The sequence below is a fragment of the Chryseobacterium sp. VAUSW3 genome (assembly GCF_002205795.1).
Classification (GTDB): domain Bacteria; phylum Bacteroidota; class Bacteroidia; order Flavobacteriales; family Weeksellaceae; genus Kaistella; species Kaistella yananensis.
The window spans coordinates 20002-39347 of record NZ_NIUY01000002.1 but is presented as its reverse complement, the minus strand read 5'-3'; the positions used below and the strand labels follow the sequence as shown (position 1 = coordinate 39347).

Below are 19346 nucleotides of genomic sequence, written 5' to 3'. Positions count from 1 at the left end.
TTAAAAATTTAAATCTTCGAGGGAAAAGTTAATGACTCCTTTTCTCCCGGAAAACATAATATACGATTACCGCACTGATGGCCATCAGCAAAAATCCAAGGAAAAACGGTGCTCCCGGAAATATAAACGGTGCTGAATCGTGTGTAAAATAATAAAAAGTATTGGTCATGAGCGGTGGACCTACAATGGCGGTAAGACTAACCAGACTTGCCAGCGCGCCCTGAAGTTCGCCCTGTTCACTTTTCGGCACTTCCGAAGAAATGACCGACTGCAGCGCCGGACCTGCAATTCCGCCCAGACCGTAAGGCACCAGAAACGCGAACATCATCCAGCTTTGGCTTGCAAATGCAAATAAAATCATCCCGACGGCGTACAGCGAAAGACCGTAGAAAATACTTTTTTCGTTTCCGATCTTAGGTTGAATGAAGCGGATTAAGTAGCCCTGAACCAAAGCCGCCATAAAACCTGAAACTCCTAAAGAAATTCCGACTAAAGTTTCAGTCCATTTGAATTTATACATCGTGAAGAATGTCCAGTTGGTCTGTACCGCATGTCCTGCAATATATACGAAAATTAAAGCTGCGATAAGTCCAAGGATTTTGGGGTATTTTTTCAACTGCAAAAGCGAACCTATAGGATTTGCACGCCTCCAGTTAAAGGGACGGCGGTGTTCTTTATCGAGACTTTCAGGGAGAATAAACCAGCCATAGAGAAAATTGACAAGACATAGAATCGATGCTGCGTAAAACGGAACCCTTGCGCCATACTGCCCCAAAACACCACCGATCACCGGTCCGATGATGAAGCCCAATCCGAAAGCCGCTCCAATCATTCCAAAGTTTTTAGCGCGGTCTTCATCGGTAGAAATATCGGCAATATAGGCACTGGCCGTTGTAATACTGGCTCCCGTAACTCCGGAGAACATCCGGCCTACAAAAAGCCAGAAAATAGTCGGTGCTAAAGCCTGAATCATAAAGTTGATCGAAAACCCAAGCAGTGAAAAAAGAATAATCGGTCTCCGCCCAAACCGGTCGCTTAATCCTCCCAGAACCGATGCAAAGACAAACTGCATTGCGGCGTACACAAAACTCAGCCAGCCTCCGTATTGAGAAGCCACACTGAGATCCGGATTATGAATTAACTCCTGAATAAGCTTGGGTACCACAGGAATTACAATTCCCCATCCTGTAATATCGATGAGCAATGTGATAAATATAAAACCGATGGCTGCGGATTTCTGATTCTTTTTCATGACAGAATGCAAAGATAGTTTTTGTAAAAGCAAGTTTTATTACAAAGCCAAAAAAAATGCCCTTTTTTAAAAGGACATTCTCTTTATATAAAATAAGATTAAGCTTCTTCAGGCGTAGCTTCTTTCTTAGCAGCTAAACTCTTCTTGGTTCCTTCCACCCCTTTCTTCTTCAGCAAATCATAAGATACTGCTGATGCGATAAACCAGGTAGAATACGTACCAAAACCAACCCCGATAAGCAGGGCAAACATAAATCCTCTTAAGTTTTCACCACCGAATATAAAGATGGCAAGAATTACAAGGAAGGTCATGAATGCGGTATTAAACGTTCTTCCCAAGGTACTTGAAATGGAGTCATTGAATAATCCTTCCAGAGTTATGGCTTTTTTCTCGTTTAGATATTCACGGATTCTGTCGAAGATGATTACCGTATCGTTGATGGAGTAACCCAGTACCGTAAGAATTGCCGCGATGAAATCCTGATTGATCTCCATATTGAAAGGCATTACATTCTTCAGGATCGAGTAAGCACCCAGAATTACAATCGCGTCATGCACTAGCGAAGCCACTGCGCCTGTTGAAAACTGCCATTTCTTGAAGCGTACCAAAATGTAAAGGAAAATCCCGGCCAGTGCAATAAGCAATGCAATAACACCGCCTGATTTAATATCATCCGCTACCGTAGGTCCTACTTTTACAGAACTTACAATTCCGTAACTGCTTCCTGAATCTTTAAACCCTGAAAGCTGTGCATCTGCAGGAAGATAAGGCTTCAGTCCGTTAAACAATTTGCTTTCAACATCCTGATCGGCTTCTACACTTTCTTCATCAATTCGGTAATCTGTTGTTATTTTAAGCTGGTTATCGCTTCCGAAGGTCTTCACATCCACTGCGTTTTTCTGGCCTTCTTTGTTAACGAACTGTTTTTCAAGATTATCGGCAGCGTCATTTGCCACTACAGGTTTCTCAAAACGTACCACATAACTTCTGCCTCCTTTAAAGTCGACCCCGAATTTAAATCCTGAAGTTAAGATGGAAGCAAGACAGATGATGGTAATAATTCCGGAAATGATATAAGCATATTTTCTTTTTCCAATGAAATCAACCCAGGTATTTCTGAAGATGTTTTTACTGAATTTAGTCCATACAGAAAGACCTTTTCCTTTTTCAAGTCTGCTGAAAATAAGTACTCTCGTTAAAAGTACACAGGTAAACATCGAAAGGATAATACCGATACCCAATGTTACCGCAAAACCCTGAATCGGACCTGTACCGAAGATATAAAGCACCACCGCTGTAAGAAGTGAAGTTATGTTACCGTCGATAATCGCCGAAAGCGAGAAGTTGAAACCTTCGTTGTATGCTTCACGGATATTTTTACCGGCAAAGAGTTCTTCTTTGGTTCTTTCATATACAATTACGTTCGCATCAATCGACATTGCCATGGAGAGTACGATACCCGCGATACCAGGAAGCGTAAGCGTAGCATCTACAGAATCCATGATTCCCATCAGGTAAAACAAGTTGAAAGAAATCGCGATTACCGCATAAATCCCTGCCCCACCGTAATAGAACAGCATATAAAGAATAATGATTACAAAGGCGATGATGAAGGAATACATCCCGGCATTTACCGATTCTGCTCCCAGTGATGGCCCTACCACTTCTGCCTGTACAATTTTTGCACCTGCAGGCAGTTTACCTGCTCCAAGAACGTTTACCAGGTCCTGAGCCTCTTCCTGAGAGAAACTTCCGGAAATCTGTGTTCTACCGTTAGGGATTTCGTTTACAACGTTCGGTGCGGTATAAACCACGTTATCCAATGTTACGGCAACGGGTTTGTTTACGTTTTTACCGGTCAGTGTTTTCCAGTCTTTAGAACCTTTAGAGTCCATCTGCATGTCGACCACGATTCTTCCAAGGTCATCATAGTTTACCCTTGCAGATTCCACCGCACCGTCTACGGGAGCTTTTTGGTTGATGTTTCCACGGATGGCGTAAAGTACAAGATTGTTTGCGTCACCTGCTTCCGGCTTATATCCCCACATAAACTGGGTATATTTAATGTTCTGCGGTCTTAAATCGTGAGCAATTTTGCTGTTGATGATTTTATTAATCGCAGCAGTATCGGAAAGTTTTACATTCGCAACACCGTTAGATCTTAACGAATTTAACTGTAAAAGGTTTATGAGGTTGGTATTTTTGGCAACACCCATAGAATCACCTTTGGTAGCGATTACAGCATTAAGCTGTTCCAGGTAAGGATACACTTCCTGAAGCTGCTGAACCTCCCAAAACTGTAGTTTCGCAGAAGTCTGAAGCATTTTTTTCACCCGGTCGATGTCTTTCACGCCAGGCATTTCCACAGAAATTCTTCCTGTTCTTGGTACACGCTGCACATTCGGCTGCGTAACCCCCATTTTATCGATACGGGTTCTGATTACTTCGTAGGCAGTCCCTGTAGAAAGCTCAATTCTGTTCTCTATAATTTTTTTAACCTGCTCATCGGGCGTATTGAATTTAATCTCAGAAAGATTAGTGTTCCCAAAGATTTCAGCGTCTGCAAGTTTCAGGTTGGTCCCTTTTTCTTTATTTACCAGATCGAATTGGGTAAAGAAATCCTTGATATAAGGATTGGTAGAGTTTTTCTGCATCTGGTCGGTACGGTCCAGCGCCTCCAGAAGTACCGGATTGGTAGAATAATTGGTTAGGTTATTTACCAAATCTCTTTGGTTGATCTCCAAGAGTACGTTAATCCCGCCTTTCAGATCCAGACCAAGCTTCATTTCCTTTTCTTTCGCCTGGGAGTAATAAAGTTTTGTAAAACCGAGATTCAGGGTGTCTTTAGAAAGTCTGGCCATCTCTTTCTGATACTTTTCCGGGTTGTTACCGGCGAGTTCAGTGGCCTGTTTTTCAATTTTGCCTGCATACCAGGTTGGTAACAATTCATTAAGACAAATAAGTCCCAGAATTATCGCAACCAGCGTAATAAGTCCTTTTCCTTGCATTGTTAATAGTTTACAACATTAAAATTATAGTCGGCAAATATAATGATTTTCAATAGAATTAAGAATTTTTAACAAAATAATTTAGATTGAATTATAAATGGATAAAAACTCTCAAAACATTGCTAAACCAACGGCGTTTTGCGGGTTTCCCGACTGAAATATAAAAAGCGGCTCAATGGCCGCCTCCCTATTATATCGTCATGGAGAAAATTCTGGTTTCGGGCTTGTTGCGCATCATTCTGAGATCGAACGTCATGGCAACGTTTCTGGTAAAGGCCCGTCCTTTCTCGGTGATCTTTATGGAATTATCGTGCAGTTCCACCAAACCGTCGGCTTCCATTTCCTTTAAAGCTTCCAGCGCGTTTTCAAGCTCAGGGAAAGAATTCTGAAGATCCCATGAAGTTTCCAGACGGCACATTAAATTCAGGATGTGTCTGCGGATATTCAGGTCTTCTTCGTTCAGGATATGGCCTTTAACCACAGGAAGTATTCCCTCTTTCACCAATTTCTGATAACCTTCCACTGTTTTTTCATTCTGGCCAAAGGCGTACCACGAATCCGAAATAGCGCTCATTCCCAAACCAACCATCAATTGGGTTTTGCTGGATGAATAGCCCATGAAATTTCGATGAATCTCTCCCGAAACCATCGATTGATATAGGTCGTCATGCTCCAATGCGAAATGATCCATCCCCACTTCGATATAGCCCAAATCTTCCAAGAGTTTTTTTCCGTTTTCGTAAAGTTTTCTTTTCTCCTCTCCACTTGGCAAATCGTTTTCATCAAAACCTCTCTGTCCAACCCCTTTGATCCACGGAACGTGTGCATAAGAATAGAAAGCCAAACGGTCGGGTTTCAGTTGCAAAGTCTTGCGGATGGTATATTCCATTTTTTCCCAATTATGAAAAGGAAGTCCGAAAACCAAATCGTGAGAAACGCTTTTATAACCGATTTCTCTAGCCCAATTGGTCACTCTTTCTACATTTTCGAAAGGCTGAATTCGGTTGATCGCTTTCTGAACTTGCGGATCATAATCCTGTACCCCGAAACTGCATCTTCTAAAGCCTAAATCGTATAAAGTTTGCAAATGCGCTTTCGTGGTATTATTCGGATGTCCTTCAAAAGAAAACTCCGGATTTTCGGCAATTTCAGCGTGAGCGAAAATCCCTTCCAATAAGATTCTAAGGTTTTCAGGCGAGAAAAATGTTGGCGTGCCACCACCCAAATGAAGTTCTTTGATTTTCGGTTTTTTACCAAATAATTGCAGGTATAATTTCCATTCCATCAGCACACTTTCCAAATAAGGTGTTTCCACAGAATGTTGTTTGGTAATGCGTTTATGACAAGCGCAAAACGTACAAAGTTGCTCGCAAAACGGCAAGTGAATATAGATGGAAATTCCCTCAGCATCGTTGCTTTCATTGAAAGATCGGATGACGGATTGCTGCCACAAATCCGCGGTAAAAGCCGCTTCGTCCCAAAAAGGAACAGTAGGATAAGAAGTGTAACGCGGTCCGGGAATATTATATTTATTGATGAGTGAAGTATTCATGGTGCAAAAGTAGGAAATTTATTTCCTTTGTTTCACTGATTAATGTCAACTGAAAAATTGCCTATCATGATAACAAAGAACCTTAGGATTTTCAATTCGATGGGTTTTACCTCATCGTATTATTATTTTGATGCAACCGATGGTTGGTAATTCTTTTGTTACCGGAATTGATATGATTTTATCTATTCTAATTTCTCTACCAATCCGTAAGAATTCCATCTACCCTATTTAAAAAATCCATCAAGAGCGATGGATTTTTTTGGTTTCAATAGTTTACATTTGGAGTCAACAATTCTTTTGTTTGCAATTTAGAATGATAAAAATATGAGTGAGATTTTAAGACGTCAAATTGAGAAAATTACGCCATTAACTGACCAAGAGTTCGAGTACATCCTGTCTCATTTTACCTTGAAAAAATTTAAAAAGCATCAGATTTTAATTCAAGAAGGAGAAACCGTACAAAATGATTATTTTGTGATGAATGGTTTGTTAAAAGCTTCTTACCTGAATAAAGAAGGGAAAGAGCACATCATGCAATTTGCAATGGAAGATTGGTGGATTACCGATTATCAAGCGTATTTTAATCAAACGGAAGCTACTTTTTCCATTGATGCATTAGAATCTACCGAAGTACTTACTTTGTCTCTCTATAACCGAGAGAAACTATGTGCAGATATGCATAAAATAGAACATTTTTTCAGGAAAAAGTCTAATAATGGTTATATAGCGCTCCAAAGAAGGATTTTATCTCTGCTGAATAGCAATGCCAAAGAACGCTATGAACAATTTATTTCTCAATATCCCACACTTTTACAACGATTGCCCAAAACATTAATCGCTTCATATTTAGGTGTTTCCAGAGAAACCTTAAGTCGGCTTTCGGTGTAATGTGATGTAGGTCACAAAAAAGTTGTGAGGTAAGTCCTGTTGTTTGTGGGGAGCTGCATTTACCTTTGCACTATCAAATCATTAAAAATCAATAGTAAAATGAATCACAACAAGTTTTTATCCAAGATTATTTTCTTAACGGTTTGTATTCTTTTTTTAGGGATTAGTATGATAAATGCACAAACAATAAAATCTAACAAAATGAGCAAAAAAGTATTATTCGTGGTTACGAGCCACGACAAATTAGGAAACACTGGTGAATCTACCGGTTATTATTTAGGTGAAGTAACACATCCTTGGGCTGTATTAGTAGATGCTGGTTACGAAATAGATTTCGTGAGTCCAAAAGGTGGAAACCCGCCGTATTATGGAAATACTCCAGATGATAAGGTCAATGAAAGATTTTTGGCAGATGAATATTATCAAAATAAAATTCAGAACACCATGACGCCTTCAGAAGTAAATCCTGATGAATATGTAGGGATTCTTTATGCTGGAGGTCACGGTACGATGTGGGATTTTGCAGATAATGAAGAATTGGCAGTAATCGCACAAAAAATCTACGAAAAAAATGGAGTCGTAAGTGCTGTTTGTCACGGTCCTGCCGGATTGGTGAACATTAAACTCAGCAATGGAAATTTTTTAGTAGATGGCAAAAAAATCAATGCTTTCACCAACGAAGAAGAAGCTGCTGTGAAATTAGATGAAGTGGTTCCATTTAGATTAGAATCTAAATTAATAGAACGCGGAGCCAAATTTGAAAAATCTGGTTTATGGCAAACTCACGTTACCGTAGACGAAAGAGTGGTAACAGGACAAAATCCTCAATCTGCTCATGCAGTTGGCGAAGCTGTTTTAGAAGAACTTAAAAAACTTCAATAATCAAGAATAGAAAAGAGACGTTTTCAGTCTCTTTTTTTTGTGCTCAATTGAAATTTTCTTTGAATAATCAAGATAAATCTTGTATACATAGCAAAGGTTCAACCTTTCACAAAATGATAAAAAAAAATGGAGCCGGGGAAATACCTGGCTCCATTTAACTGTATTAAAAATTTGTGTTCGATTGCTTACTTTACTGCTAGTAGATCTACCATTTCAAGTACAGGTTCTTTAGCAAGTAATTCAGAAGCATTGGCCATTAAAGCCTTTGCAATCTCACCATTCAGGTGAGCATCTCTTGCATCTGTAGTTCCGAACGTATCGAATATACCAAAAGTAGAAGGGCCAATTTGTAAAGCATACCATCTTACGGTTCCTGGCTCACCTTCCGCAAGCGGTAAGGCAGACTTTAGGAATTCCAATACGTCATTTTCTTTACCCGGTTTTGCTTCTACTCTAGCTAATATTGCAAACTTTTCCATAATTTAAAATTTTAATGTTATTAAGAGTGTTCTTCAACTCTTTATAACAAAAATAGGTTTTACTAACCAGTCTAAAAACACAAAAGATGTTAAATAACGTTAATGTGGATCATCGCAAATCAGCATCATTTGTGCTGCCCACCTACAATTTGTTCAGCAGAAAGTAGTTCAGACGATTCCTTGGGTAGCTTTAGTATTATTTTTTATAATAATCTCCGGCTAAACTTGCACCGCCGCCACAAAAGTAATTTAATGCGAATCTATCTTCAAATCTCGAAGTAAATACTTCAGCTGTTTTATCCTTAAATAAAATCGTCATCGTCCCTTTTAATTCTTTATTGATGGTTTTTAAATCAACATCAATCTGATTATTCACTAACTTTCCTTTGCCCTCAAACGTACATCCTTTTAAAGCGCCGGTAAATGAAATTCTCACCGAGTATATACTGTCATTTTCAGATTTCAATTCCAGAATTTGTTTGTATCCTTTTCCATTGGCGTTGGTGTTATAGGTACCGTTCAATTGAGCGGGCGTATAAGCATTTACTTCTTTAAAAATATAATTTTTGGCTAATTCTCCGCTTACTTCTTTCTTGTCAGCATCCAATCTAACCAAGGTTTTGTTAGGTTTTACCATATAATATTCCGTGGGCGAATTTGGGATGGATACTTCAATAATGTCATCATTCTTTGTCCAAGTACCATACTCGTTTTCAGAAGTACCGTCGCTGTCTAAATACATTGTACTTTTAACCGCTTTGTTGTCTTTTTGAAAGGTAATATAGGTTTCGATTCCCATACAATCAGCGCAAGGCAACGTTGCAGTGTAGATTCCTGTAGAAAAATCATTATTCTGCTGTGCCTCAGTTTTTTCCTGCTCTTTATTTGCAGTTTCAACGGTCGATTTACTGTCGCTGCAAGAAACAAAAATGGTGGTTAGTGCTGCTACGGTTAAAAATTTAAATGTGTTCATTATTTTTTTTTGATTAATTTAAAATGTTTGATGACCTAATTATTGATTCTAAAAGACAGATTTAAGTCTTGAGAAGTATTAAAATTTGAAGTAATTATCTTTGATATAAGAATAAATTTCCATCGAAAAACTGCTGTTATCGTTGCAGGTGATTTCCCATAGAGGAAAAAATAACAAACTTAATTTTTGGTAGCTTAACTACTTGCACAACTTTGTTAAGATCAATTTAAAAAGGTTGCAACTGACTTACAAAAAAGAGACCATTCTAGAGGTCTCTTCAGTATTTTTAAATTTTTTATCGATAAACCCATAATGCTAAAAAAATCTTTCGAATCTTTCGTTCAACAGAAATCTATTTCAGCGTTTTTTATTTTTATTTTGATTCGATGATTTTTTCAATTCATTGTCGGCTTTTTAAGAAGGACAAAAGTCTGGTTATAACCTGCAGTCTTTATTATTCCAAATTGTTATCTGCAGCGTATCTGTGGGCGGGCATGCAGGGTGAGTAACATTCGGTCTGCATGCGTATGAATTCGCGGCTCAGCACGCTTGAAGATTAAGTTTTTATTGATTGAGAAGTCTGGTCAGCGCAGGGTCATTTTCACAATTCTGTCTTTGCCCGCAAAAATCAAGGTGTTTTTGTCGAGCCATTCGCACACATACAATCCTTTTTCATCGGAAATCTTCGTCCAGGTTTTCCCATAATCACTGGAGAATTCGATATTCTGGTCCCCAACGGCAATGATATCTTTTCCTTTGGATTTCGGGCGGATTTTTACACAGGTTTTATACCCGGCATTTTTCCCTGAAGCCTGAATCTGCCAAGTTTCGCCGCCGTCGTGGGTCGTTGCGATGTTGTTGATGTTTTCGGCCTGTTTGGTGTAATCGCCACCCACTGCGATACCGAATTTATCATCATAAAAATCAATGGAATAAATGCCCTGCGAAGAAGTGCCCTGGATGAAAGGGGTATCGAAAACTTCCCAGCCGCAAGATTTAATATTTTGTCTGAAAATTCTCGAAGATAGCCCGCCGGTTGCAAACCACATCTGTTTTTTTGATGAAGCAATATTGGTATTACTGGCTGCAAATGCAGCTTCACCAGTTTTAAATTCCGGCAAACAGCTCGCAGGACACTTTTGCCAGAGTTTACCGCCGGTTTTTAAGGAAGAAGTTGCTGCTTCTTTTCCGTTTGGGTCACTTAAAGCAAATCCAAATCCGTCTTTGCCAAAATGCAGTGCGTCATAAAAAGCGGTTTTCGCAGTATCTGTAAAAACGATTTTTGAGTTTAAAGACTTTTTGTCAATCTTAAAAAAATAAGCCGGACTTTCAATATTAATAGCGTAAAAAGCATTTTGATCCTGCCCCAGCGTTCTGAACTGTAAGTTCTTTTCAGAAAGTTTCAGCTGCTTTTTATCCGCTGTATCCCTCAGACTCACGTATCCGAATTTGGAATCGGTGCCGGAGTACCACACTTTACCGTCATACAGCTGCAGGGCTCGGATGGAGATTTTATCTTTCAGAAGAATTTTTGTTTCCAGCTTTTGTGAAAAAATGATTTGGCTGAACAGACACAGAATAATTAAAGCTGATTTTTTCATAAGCATAGTAAAAAAAGTCCGCATCAATGCGGACTTTGGAAATTAATTAATCTTTGTTATCGATGTCGACATCTACTTTTTCCAGAGGCTCCTGCTCGGCTTTGAAAGTCTCACCAAAACCGCCGTTCTGAAGGTTCGAATGTTTTTTACTGTAAAGAAAATAAATCACAGTACCGATAAGCAGCCAGATGAACGAGTACGTCTGGGCTTCAATACTCAGGTTAATGATCAGGTAAACATTGATGAGGATTCCCAATGTAGCGATCACCGGTAAAAACGGCACACGGAAGCTTCTTGGCAGATTAGGCTGCTTCACCCGCAACATCCAAACCGCTACACACACCATGGTGAACGCGAACAAAGTTCCGAAACTGGTCATGTGCGCCAGGTCATTGATCGGGGTAAAAGCCGCAACCACAGAAATTACAGCGCCCAGAATCATCAGGTTTTTTCTCGGTACCCCGCTCGCAGCGTTTACTTTAGAGAAGGTTTTAGGAATTAAACCGTCCTTCGACATGCCAAGGAAAATTCTTGACTGTCCCATGATCATCACCATTAATACAGAAATTAATCCTACCGTCGCAGCAATGGTAATAATATACCCTGCCCACGCCTGCCCTGCAATATCGAAAGCATACGCTACAGGCGCCTTAATCGCATCAGGATATTTCCCCAGCGGATTGAAATCGGTGTAATGCATCATCCCGGTAAGTACCAGAGATACCAAAATATATAGAATGGTACAGATCACCAAAGAGGTAATAATCGCAAACGGTACATCTTTCTTAGGATTAATAGCTTCACCGGCCTGCGTAGAAACGGCGTCGAAACCTACATACGCAAAGAAAATAGCAGAAGCTCCGGCTACAATACCTGCATATCCGTAGGCCTCATGTGAGACTCCGTTTTCTGTAATTACAGTAGGCTCAGGAATAAAAGGAGTCCAGTTTTCAACATTGATGAAGAACAAACCGGCGATAATTACGAAAATAATAGCCGACACTTTTAGGATTACAATAAAGTTATTGGCTTTCGCAGCGCCTTTGGTTCCTCTTACTAGAATAGAAATAACGAAAAGCACGATCAGTAGTGCCGGCAGGTTCATGGAGAATCCTGTTCCGCCCGCTGCCGCAAAGGTTTGCGGATCGGTCGTAAGCCAGTTTGGCAAATGGATCCCAAACATGTGCAGGAATTTGGTAAAGTAACCCGACCAGGATACGGCGACCGTCATGGATCCCATGGCATATTCCAGGATGAGCCCCCACCCGATAATCCAGGCGAACACCTCGCCTACGGTTCCGTAAGCATAAGCATAAGCCGATCCTTCCACCGGTAATATGGAGGCAAATTCTGCATAACACAAAGCAGCAAACACACACGCAATGCCTGCAATAACAAAAGAAAGCGCAAGCGCCGGTCCTGCATGATAATACGCTCCGGTACCTGTTAAAACAAAAATACCGCCGCCAATGATGGCACCGATACCAATTGCTGTCAAACTCCATTTCCCCAATACACGTTTCAGCTCGCTTTTTTTAATGTCTGCTTCATACGCTTCCATGGGTTTCTTAATCCAAATATTTGCCATAAGTTTTTAATTTTTTTAAAGATTTCCAAAAATATAAAATATTTTGAGATATAATTATTTTCTGGTGATTTTATTTGAGTTTTAATGGCTTTTATTGGCTTATTCACTGATTTTGAAAGGAAAAAGATAATTCACCTTTTCATTTTTATTCCGAAGCAGATCACATTATGCAATGTAACATCTGTTACCGAACACCGTGCAGGCTTGCCCTACCTTTGCATCATTAAATAACAGTAAAAATACAGAGCTATGTTCGATTCGATTAAAAATTTGTTCGGGATGGAAACCACCGATTTCGCCGCACTTGTAAAACAGGGCGCCACCGTAGTAGATGTAAGAAGCAAAGGCGAATATGCCGGCGGCCATATTAAGAATTCCATTAATATCCCGGTAGACCAGCTGGCCGCAAACCTGGCAAGACTTAAAGATAAAAACAAACCGATCATTACCTGCTGCGCGTCGGGAATGAGAAGTTCTTCGGCCCTGACGATTCTGAAAAATGCCGGCTATACCCAGGTGTACAACGGTGGCGGCTGGATGAGTTTAAACAATAAAATTTAATATCATGGATGCACATTTTTACAATGTAGACATTAACTGGAAAAGCGGGCGCAACGGCGAAATGACTTCTCCCGAACTTAACACCGCAGTAGAAGTGGCTACCCCACCTCAGTTCCCGAACGGTGTGGAGGGAATCTGGTCGCCGGAACATCTTTTTACCGCCGCCGTGGCAAGCTGCCTGATGACAACTTTTGTGGCGATCGCGGAAAATTCTAAACTCCAGTTCAAAGAGTTTGCCTGCAAATCCAGCGGAAAGCTCGACCGGATCGACGGTAAATTCCTGATGACCGAAGTGATTCTGGAACCAACAGTGGTCATTCTTAACGAAGAAGACCGTGAAAAAGCAGAACGAGTTCTTCAGAAAGCTGAAGCCAACTGCCTAATCTCGAATTCAGTAAATTCAAAAATTACGATGACTCCGAAGATTGTAGTCGGATCATAAAACAGAAAAGTGAAAATGACAGGACCCCGGTATTATCGGGGTTTTTCTTTTGCTGAAGTCTTATCTGGAAAATGCTGTCCCACCGCGTACGATAGTCAGGCAAAAAAATTATCTTTGAGTCATGAATTTCTACGATCTCTTCCTGAAACCTTACGAATCCTACGAAACCTATCAGATTATTCTGGAAATTACTGCGGCGGTCTTCGGCCTGCTTAGCGTGTATTTCTCGATTAAAAAGAACATCTGGGTGTATCCTACCGGGATTGTTTCTACGGCACTTTATGTTTACATCCTCTTCAAATTCGGGTTACTTGGCGACATGATGATTAATTTCTACTACACAGTAATGAGCATTTACGGCTGGATTTTGTGGGCTAAAAACGCTGAAGACCATGTACATGTAGAAGTTTCTGCAGCCACCAAAAAAGACTGGCTGGTAGCATCGGTTTTATTTGCCCTAAGTCTGGTTTTTGTTATGGTGGTATATTATTACAAACCATTAATCGACAATCAGTTTTCTACTGAAAATGTAAACTTCGGACTGTATCACCTCGACTGGGCCAACTGGCTCGACATCTTCACCACTGCTATTTTCCTTGTCGGGATGTGGCTCATGGCGAAAAGAAAGACCGAGAACTGGATTTTCTGGATCATCGGCGACCTCATCTGTGTACCCATGATGCTTTACAAAGGGCTCGGCATTACCTCTGTTCAGTATCTGGTTTTTACGGTGATGGCGGTGATCGGGTATCTGGAATGGAAAAAAAGCAGGGTTCCGAGCCCTTAAAGACGAACCCATATTTTGTAAAAACTTTAACGCAGCAACTTAAAATGAAATTACCGGTTTTAAGTATCTTTGCTGCCATATTTTATAACCATTTCGGTTTATTATGCAGAAAACCATAGAATTTTATAAATACCAGGGAACAGGCAACGATTTCGTGATGATTGATAACCGCGACCTGCAGTTTCCCAAAGAAAAAGAGTTGATCGAAAGACTTTGCGACCGCCGGTTCGGAATTGGTGGCGATGGGCTAATCCTTTTGGAAGATGATAAAAATTCAGACTTCAGAATGGTGTATTATAATTCCGACGGTAACGAAAGCACCATGTGCGGAAACGGCGGAAGATGCATCGTAGCCTTCGCTCATTTTCTGGATATATTTGAGAACACTGCTACGTTTGAAGCGGTGGACGGGCTACACGAAGCCGAAATCCACAACGGTATCGTAAAACTGAAAATGATTGATGTTGCCGGGATTAGTAAAGATGGCGAAGACAGTGTGCTGAATACCGGTTCGCCCCATTACGTAAAGTATGTGGAAGATGTGGCCAATTTTAAAGTCTATGATCAGGGTAACAAAATCCGCAATTCCGCGACTTACAGAAATGAAGGAATTAACGTAAATTTTGTGGAAGAGATGGGTGACCACGAAATCTTTGTGAGAACCTACGAACGCGGAGTTGAAGACGAAACGTTCAGCTGCGGAACCGGCGCTACAGCTGCGGCACTCGTTTACCTGAAAGACAGAGACGAAAACATGGTGAACGTAAAAGTTCTTGGCGGAAACCTTAAAGTATATGCCGAACAGCACGGTGGTTCATTTACGGAGGTATGGCTCGAAGGTCCGGCAAAACAGGTTTTCAGAGGAAAAATAGATCTCTGATCAGAACAACAATCAGAATAAAAAAAACAGTAAGAAGTATATGAAAAAAGGAAATTCGGCTGTTGCCGTTATCGCACTGGCCATTCTTTTAATCGGTGGATTTTTCGGGTTCCGGTATTACCAGAAGTTTTTCGCAAACAATGTGGAAAAAGAAGGCTACATCCTGATTCCGCATTCGGCCAGTATGAATTCTATTCTGGATTCCATTGCTCCTTATATTAAAAACAAAGAAAGTTTTGAAGCGGTAGCCAAAGACAAAAACCTGGGCAAACACTTCAATGCGGGTCGTTACCGCATTAAATCAGGAACGAGCAACACCGATCTCGTGAACATGATTAAAGCCGGCAACCAAACTGAAAATACCTACAGGATTGGTGATTTTGGTGATGTGTACCAAATGGTGGGACGCGTCTCCAAGAAAACCGAACTGGATTCTCTGAGATTTGTTAAAGATCTGAACACCATTGCGGTTAAAAAAGGCTACAGCAATGCAGAAGACCTGAAGAAATACTTCTTCATTGACACCTATAATTTCTTCTGGACGGTAACACCGGAACAGTTTTTCAAGAAATTCGAAGACCAGTATAATGACTTCTGGACTGCGGAAAGAAAAGCCAAAGAAGAACAAAGCGGCTTAACCCGTGACCAGATTTACGCCCTCGCCTCCATCGTGTACAAAGAATCCGGCGGTAAACCGGATGAGCAGAAAACCATTGCAGGGCTCTACCTGAACCGCTACAGAAAGGGCATGAAACTGCAGAGTGATCCTACGGTAATCTATGCTATTAACAAAGACAGCAACTTTACAACGCCAATCAAAAGAGTTTTTTACAAGCACCTGAAACACCCTTCTCCCTATAATACGTATGCCAACGCGGGAATTCCGCCGGGACCTATCTGTATTACTGATAAAAACTCCGTGGATGCGGTTCTGAATCCTGCGCAGCATAATTACATCTTTATGGCTGCTGATCCGGATAAATTCGGGTTTCACCGCTTTACTGCAAGCGATACAGAGCATGCTAAAAATGCCCGGGACTACCAAGAATGGCTCAATTCCAAAAATATTAAATAAATGTTTAACATTATTTAACATCTTCTGGTTTAACATTTTCGCGAAAACAGCGTCTAATTAACTGTTACATTAAAAAAATTGCCATCTAATCGTCTGTACCTGCCATCCCGGTAAGGGTGCTGAGCGATTACAAAACGACTAACATGATTAGAACTGAAATTACTCAAAATTTAACCAGAAAAACTTTAGGCTTAACCTTTATGCTCTCCGCTGCGGCGTTTGCATTTGCACAGGAAAAAATGAATGTAAGCGGCCAGATCGTCGACAAACAGAACCAGCCGGTTCCTTATGCTTCGATAAGCTTCAGCAACAAAGCAAACAAACTTTTCAGCGACGCCACACTCACCGATGAAAAAGGAACCTACCAAGTGGCACTTGTTCCCGGAAATTACGACATCACTATTGAAGCGATAGACTTTAAGAAATCTACACTCAACAAACAAATAGCAAAACCGGGCAGTCTGGGTAATTTTACTGTAGAACCAGAAGGTTCTTTAACCAATACAAAAACCCAGGATATTCAGGGCGTGACCATCACCGCTGCGGCAACAAAACCATACCGTGTAGAACTCGATAAAAAAGTATACGATCCTTCCACAGACCTCATCAGTAAAGGCGGTAACCTACAGGATGTGTTGACCAACGTGCCTTCGGTTTCTGTAGAAACTGATGGAACGGTATCGATGAGGGGAAACTCAAATGTGAGATTCCTGATCAACGGAAAACCTTCTGCATTACTAGGAATCGACAGTGGCGCTAATGCTCTGCAGTCCATCCCCGCAGACCAGATTGAAAGAATTGAAGTAATCACCAATCCTTCTTCTAAATTTGAAGCCAGCGGAACTGCAGGAATTCTGAATATTATCCTGAAGAAAACAAAAGGAATGGGCTTCAATGGAAGTGTTACAGGCAGTGTAGGCTATTTGCCAAGCACCAACCTCAACACCAATCTTAGCTGGAAAAAAGGCAACTGGACGTGGTTTCTGAACGGCGGCGGCGGCTACCGTGAGAGCGAAGGAAAAAATGACAGCGATACCAGATTTTTTGATCCTGCAACTGGGGCGACTACATCATACTTCGAGCAGAACTCGCTCAACGCCAGTGAAAATAAAAATTACAATGCCAACGCAGGTTTTACAGTAGATCTTTCAGAGAAAACAGCATTTAACCTTTCGGGAATGGTTCGTACTTTCGAAAGTGAAAACAACAATACAGTAGATAATTTCGCATATAATGCTGCAAGAGTTGTTGATTCCTATTCCCAGACCCTTGCTTTAGGGAACAGTAAAAACCTTTCACTTCAGGGTGATTTAGGTTTGGATCATAAATTTAATACTAACGGGCATAATATTTATCTCTCTTTAAGTTTACAGAAAAGCGACAATAAATCCAGCGAAGATTCCCGCGAATTTGACAATGCGGTATTTCAGTATGGATCCCTGGGTTCAAACAATACAATAAATACATCTGTAATCGGTAAAATTGATTACGAATTACCAATCGGTGAAGCTTCAAAACTAGAGGCCGGTTACCGTATCGACAGCAATAAAAACGATTACGACTTCCTTAACCGTGAGACCGATACCTTCCTGAATTATGGAACGGTAGACGCATACAGCGGAAACACTGTGTACAGCGAAACCATCAACGCGGCTTACGCACAGTTTAAAAGCAAAATCGATAAATTTGGTTACCAACTTGGTTTGCGTGCTGAAAATTCCGATATCGGGATCGACTACAGAAGTTTAAGCGGCAACGTTTCGCGTAAGGACAAAAATTATACAGGATTTTTCCCAAGTATATTCCTGAGCTATGATTTAGGAAGCACCAACAATCAGCTTTTATTGAACTATTCAAGAAGAATCAACCGTCCGCGTTCATGGTTCATGATTCCTTACCCGACTTCCTTGGCAAACCGCCAAAATTTATTCCGTGGTAACGAAGACCTAAACCCTGAATACATCGACTCTTTCGAATTGGGTTATGCCATCCAGAAGAAAAAACTTACCATTAACCCTACCCTGTACTACCGATCTACACAGGACGAAACCCAGTTTGTAGTGATGAGTGAGAGCCCGGGATCGAACGTACTGATTACCCGTCCGTACAATATCGGCAGCGATCAGCAGTACGGTCTTGATCTGAATGCTACTGCAGATCTGTTCTCGTGGTGGAAGGTTATGGCCAGCGCAGATCTGTTCGGGTATAAAACCGAGGGTGAATTTTTCGATGCTGCAACCATGACCAAACCACTTTCTTTCGACGGTTCAGGTTTCTCAACAAGATTTAGACTTACCAACAGTTTTAAAATTGATAAAACTTTGGGAATGCAGGTTCAGGGATTCTATCGAGGCGGTCAGAAAACAGCTTCCAGCGAAAGTAAGCCAATGTACGTTCTTAATTTTGGTGCTAATAAAACCATCTGGAATGGAAACGGCACTCTCGCCTTCAACATCCAGGATATCTTAGGAACCAGAGGCCGTGAAATGACAAGTTTCGGAAACAATTTCGAAAAAGAATCATTTATGCGGTGGATGCCAAGAACATTCAACCTTTCACTCACCTACCGTTTCAAACAGGGTGAAAAGGTTGATCAGCCAAAACGTAAGAAAGACATTAACAGTAATTCTTCCGGCGATGATGAGCCGCAAGGACCAATGTAAATAAAAGTGTTAGTTTTATTATAAAACAGTCCCGTTCGCTAATGAACGGGACTGTTTTGTTTATAATCTTAAATGAAATTATCGTCAATAAGTTAGTTGATAAGGACGGAAATGCAATAAGTCCCCAGACGGTAAAGACAATTCTGAAACCTTCCAAAGAAGAAAAGCGTCCAAATACCGATAAAAGAATAGATTTGAATAAACTCATGTAAAAAACTTGGTCCCCGGGGACCAACTGGGGACCTGGGGACTTCGTTCTATCTTGCAATTTTGCTTCATAATCTTAAACCCAATAAAAATTATGGAAGCAATCATCCTTACCAAAGACCAGTTCAACGAGCTCATTTCAAAAATCGAGGAAATCAACCAAAAGCTGAATACCTCCAGATCTGCCAAAACAGAAACCTACCTGAACAACAAACAGTTCATGGAAATGCTTGATGTCTCCCTGCGAACCGCACAATCCTGGCGCGACGAAGGAAAAATCAGCTTTTCCCAGGTCGGTAACAAAATCTACTACAAACTCTCTGACGTAGAAAAATTCATCCAGGACTACCGCAACGCCGCTTTTGCAAGGAAGTAATCGCTGTGATTACAGTGCCGCATGCTAAGCGCCGGCGCCTTTGCGAACACACAAGTTATGCGCGAAGACTGTAAAGAAAAACCTTTGCGGACTTTGCGCTTAATTTTTCACAATCCCCAGTCTCAAATCTCA

Annotated in this window: 17 protein-coding genes; 10 read left to right on the top strand and 7 right to left on the bottom strand. The window is 40.8% G+C overall.

What is annotated here, in order from left to right:
* Positions 1-28: 28 nt before the first annotated feature.
* The 3 genes from CDW55_RS05365 to hemN all read right to left on the bottom strand — a co-directional run bounded on the left by CDW55_RS05365 (position 29) and on the right by hemN (position 5812).
* On the bottom strand, positions 29-1252 hold the full coding sequence (locus CDW55_RS05365) for a TCR/Tet family MFS transporter (RefSeq protein ID WP_088468747.1): 1224 nt from the start codon (positions 1250-1252) through the stop codon (positions 29-31).
* 98 nt (positions 1253-1350) lie between these two features.
* A complete protein-coding gene (secD, locus tag CDW55_RS05360) occupies positions 1351-4260 on the bottom strand; it encodes a protein translocase subunit SecD (RefSeq protein WP_088468746.1) in 2910 nt (969 codons plus the stop codon).
* 190 nt (positions 4261-4450) lie between these two features.
* Entirely contained in the window at positions 4451-5812 is a 1362-nt protein-coding gene (gene hemN / locus CDW55_RS05355; protein ID WP_088468745.1) for an oxygen-independent coproporphyrinogen III oxidase, read from the bottom strand.
* A 324-nt stretch (positions 5813-6136) separates the two neighbouring features.
* Between hemN and CDW55_RS05350 the strand changes: the two genes are divergently transcribed.
* Both CDW55_RS05350 and CDW55_RS05345 read left to right on the top strand, forming a co-directional pair.
* The gene (locus CDW55_RS05350) at positions 6137-6700 is read left to right on the top strand and encodes a Crp/Fnr family transcriptional regulator (RefSeq protein WP_088468744.1); all 564 of its coding nucleotides are present in this window, start codon (positions 6137-6139) and stop codon (positions 6698-6700) included.
* A 201-nt stretch (positions 6701-6901) separates the two neighbouring features.
* The gene (locus tag CDW55_RS05345) at positions 6902-7582 is read left to right on the top strand and encodes a type 1 glutamine amidotransferase domain-containing protein (RefSeq protein WP_179285913.1); all 681 of its coding nucleotides are present in this window, start codon (positions 6902-6904) and stop codon (positions 7580-7582) included.
* A 185-nt stretch (positions 7583-7767) separates the two neighbouring features.
* Here the strand turns inward: CDW55_RS05345 and CDW55_RS05340 are convergent, their stop codons facing one another.
* The 4 genes from CDW55_RS05340 to CDW55_RS05325 form a co-directional block, all read right to left on the bottom strand.
* A complete protein-coding gene (locus tag CDW55_RS05340) occupies positions 7768-8061 on the bottom strand; it encodes a putative quinol monooxygenase (RefSeq protein ID WP_088468742.1) in 294 nt (97 codons plus the stop codon).
* Between the two features lie 196 nt (positions 8062-8257).
* Entirely contained in the window at positions 8258-9034 is a 777-nt protein-coding gene (locus CDW55_RS05335) for a copper resistance protein NlpE (protein WP_088468741.1), read from the bottom strand.
* Between the two features lie 584 nt (positions 9035-9618).
* Positions 9619-10635 (bottom strand): WD40/YVTN/BNR-like repeat-containing protein, encoded by a 1017-nt coding sequence (locus tag CDW55_RS05330; RefSeq protein WP_088469517.1) that lies wholly within the window; start codon positions 10633-10635, stop codon positions 9619-9621.
* Positions 10636-10681: 46 nt separating this feature from the next.
* Positions 10682-12223, bottom strand: a complete 1542-nt coding sequence (locus CDW55_RS05325) for an APC family permease (protein WP_088468740.1) — start codon at positions 12221-12223, stop codon at positions 10682-10684.
* A gap of 249 nt (positions 12224-12472) precedes the next feature.
* Here CDW55_RS05325 and CDW55_RS05320 point away from each other — a divergent pair, with 249 nt between their 5' ends.
* The 8 genes from CDW55_RS05320 to CDW55_RS05290 all read left to right on the top strand — a co-directional run bounded on the left by CDW55_RS05320 (position 12473) and on the right by CDW55_RS05290 (position 19214).
* On the top strand, positions 12473-12784 hold the full coding sequence (locus CDW55_RS05320) for a rhodanese-like domain-containing protein (protein WP_088468739.1): 312 nt from the start codon (positions 12473-12475) through the stop codon (positions 12782-12784).
* A gap of 4 nt (positions 12785-12788) precedes the next feature.
* Entirely contained in the window at positions 12789-13226 is a 438-nt protein-coding gene (locus CDW55_RS05315) for an OsmC family protein (protein ID WP_088468738.1), read from the top strand.
* Positions 13227-13347: 121 nt separating this feature from the next.
* Complete coding sequence (pnuC, locus tag CDW55_RS05310) at positions 13348-14013, top strand: nicotinamide riboside transporter PnuC (protein ID WP_088468737.1); 666 nt, start codon at positions 13348-13350, stop codon at positions 14011-14013.
* 103 nt (positions 14014-14116) lie between these two features.
* Positions 14117-14893: a diaminopimelate epimerase gene (gene dapF, locus CDW55_RS05305; protein WP_088468736.1), complete on the top strand. Its 777-nt coding sequence runs from the start codon at positions 14117-14119 to the stop codon at positions 14891-14893.
* Between the two features lie 40 nt (positions 14894-14933).
* Positions 14934-15968: an endolytic transglycosylase MltG gene (mltG, locus tag CDW55_RS05300; protein ID WP_088468735.1), complete on the top strand. Its 1035-nt coding sequence runs from the start codon at positions 14934-14936 to the stop codon at positions 15966-15968.
* A 143-nt stretch (positions 15969-16111) separates the two neighbouring features.
* Positions 16112-18631, top strand: coding sequence for a TonB-dependent receptor domain-containing protein (locus CDW55_RS05295; RefSeq protein ID WP_088469516.1), 2520 nt, complete (start codon positions 16112-16114; stop codon positions 18629-18631).
* Between the two features lie 41 nt (positions 18632-18672).
* Complete coding sequence (locus CDW55_RS12475; RefSeq protein WP_179285912.1) at positions 18673-18843, top strand: hypothetical protein; 171 nt, start codon at positions 18673-18675, stop codon at positions 18841-18843.
* A gap of 89 nt (positions 18844-18932) precedes the next feature.
* On the top strand, positions 18933-19214 hold the full coding sequence (locus CDW55_RS05290) for a helix-turn-helix domain-containing protein (RefSeq protein WP_088468734.1): 282 nt from the start codon (positions 18933-18935) through the stop codon (positions 19212-19214).
* Positions 19215-19346: the final 132 nt, after the last annotated feature.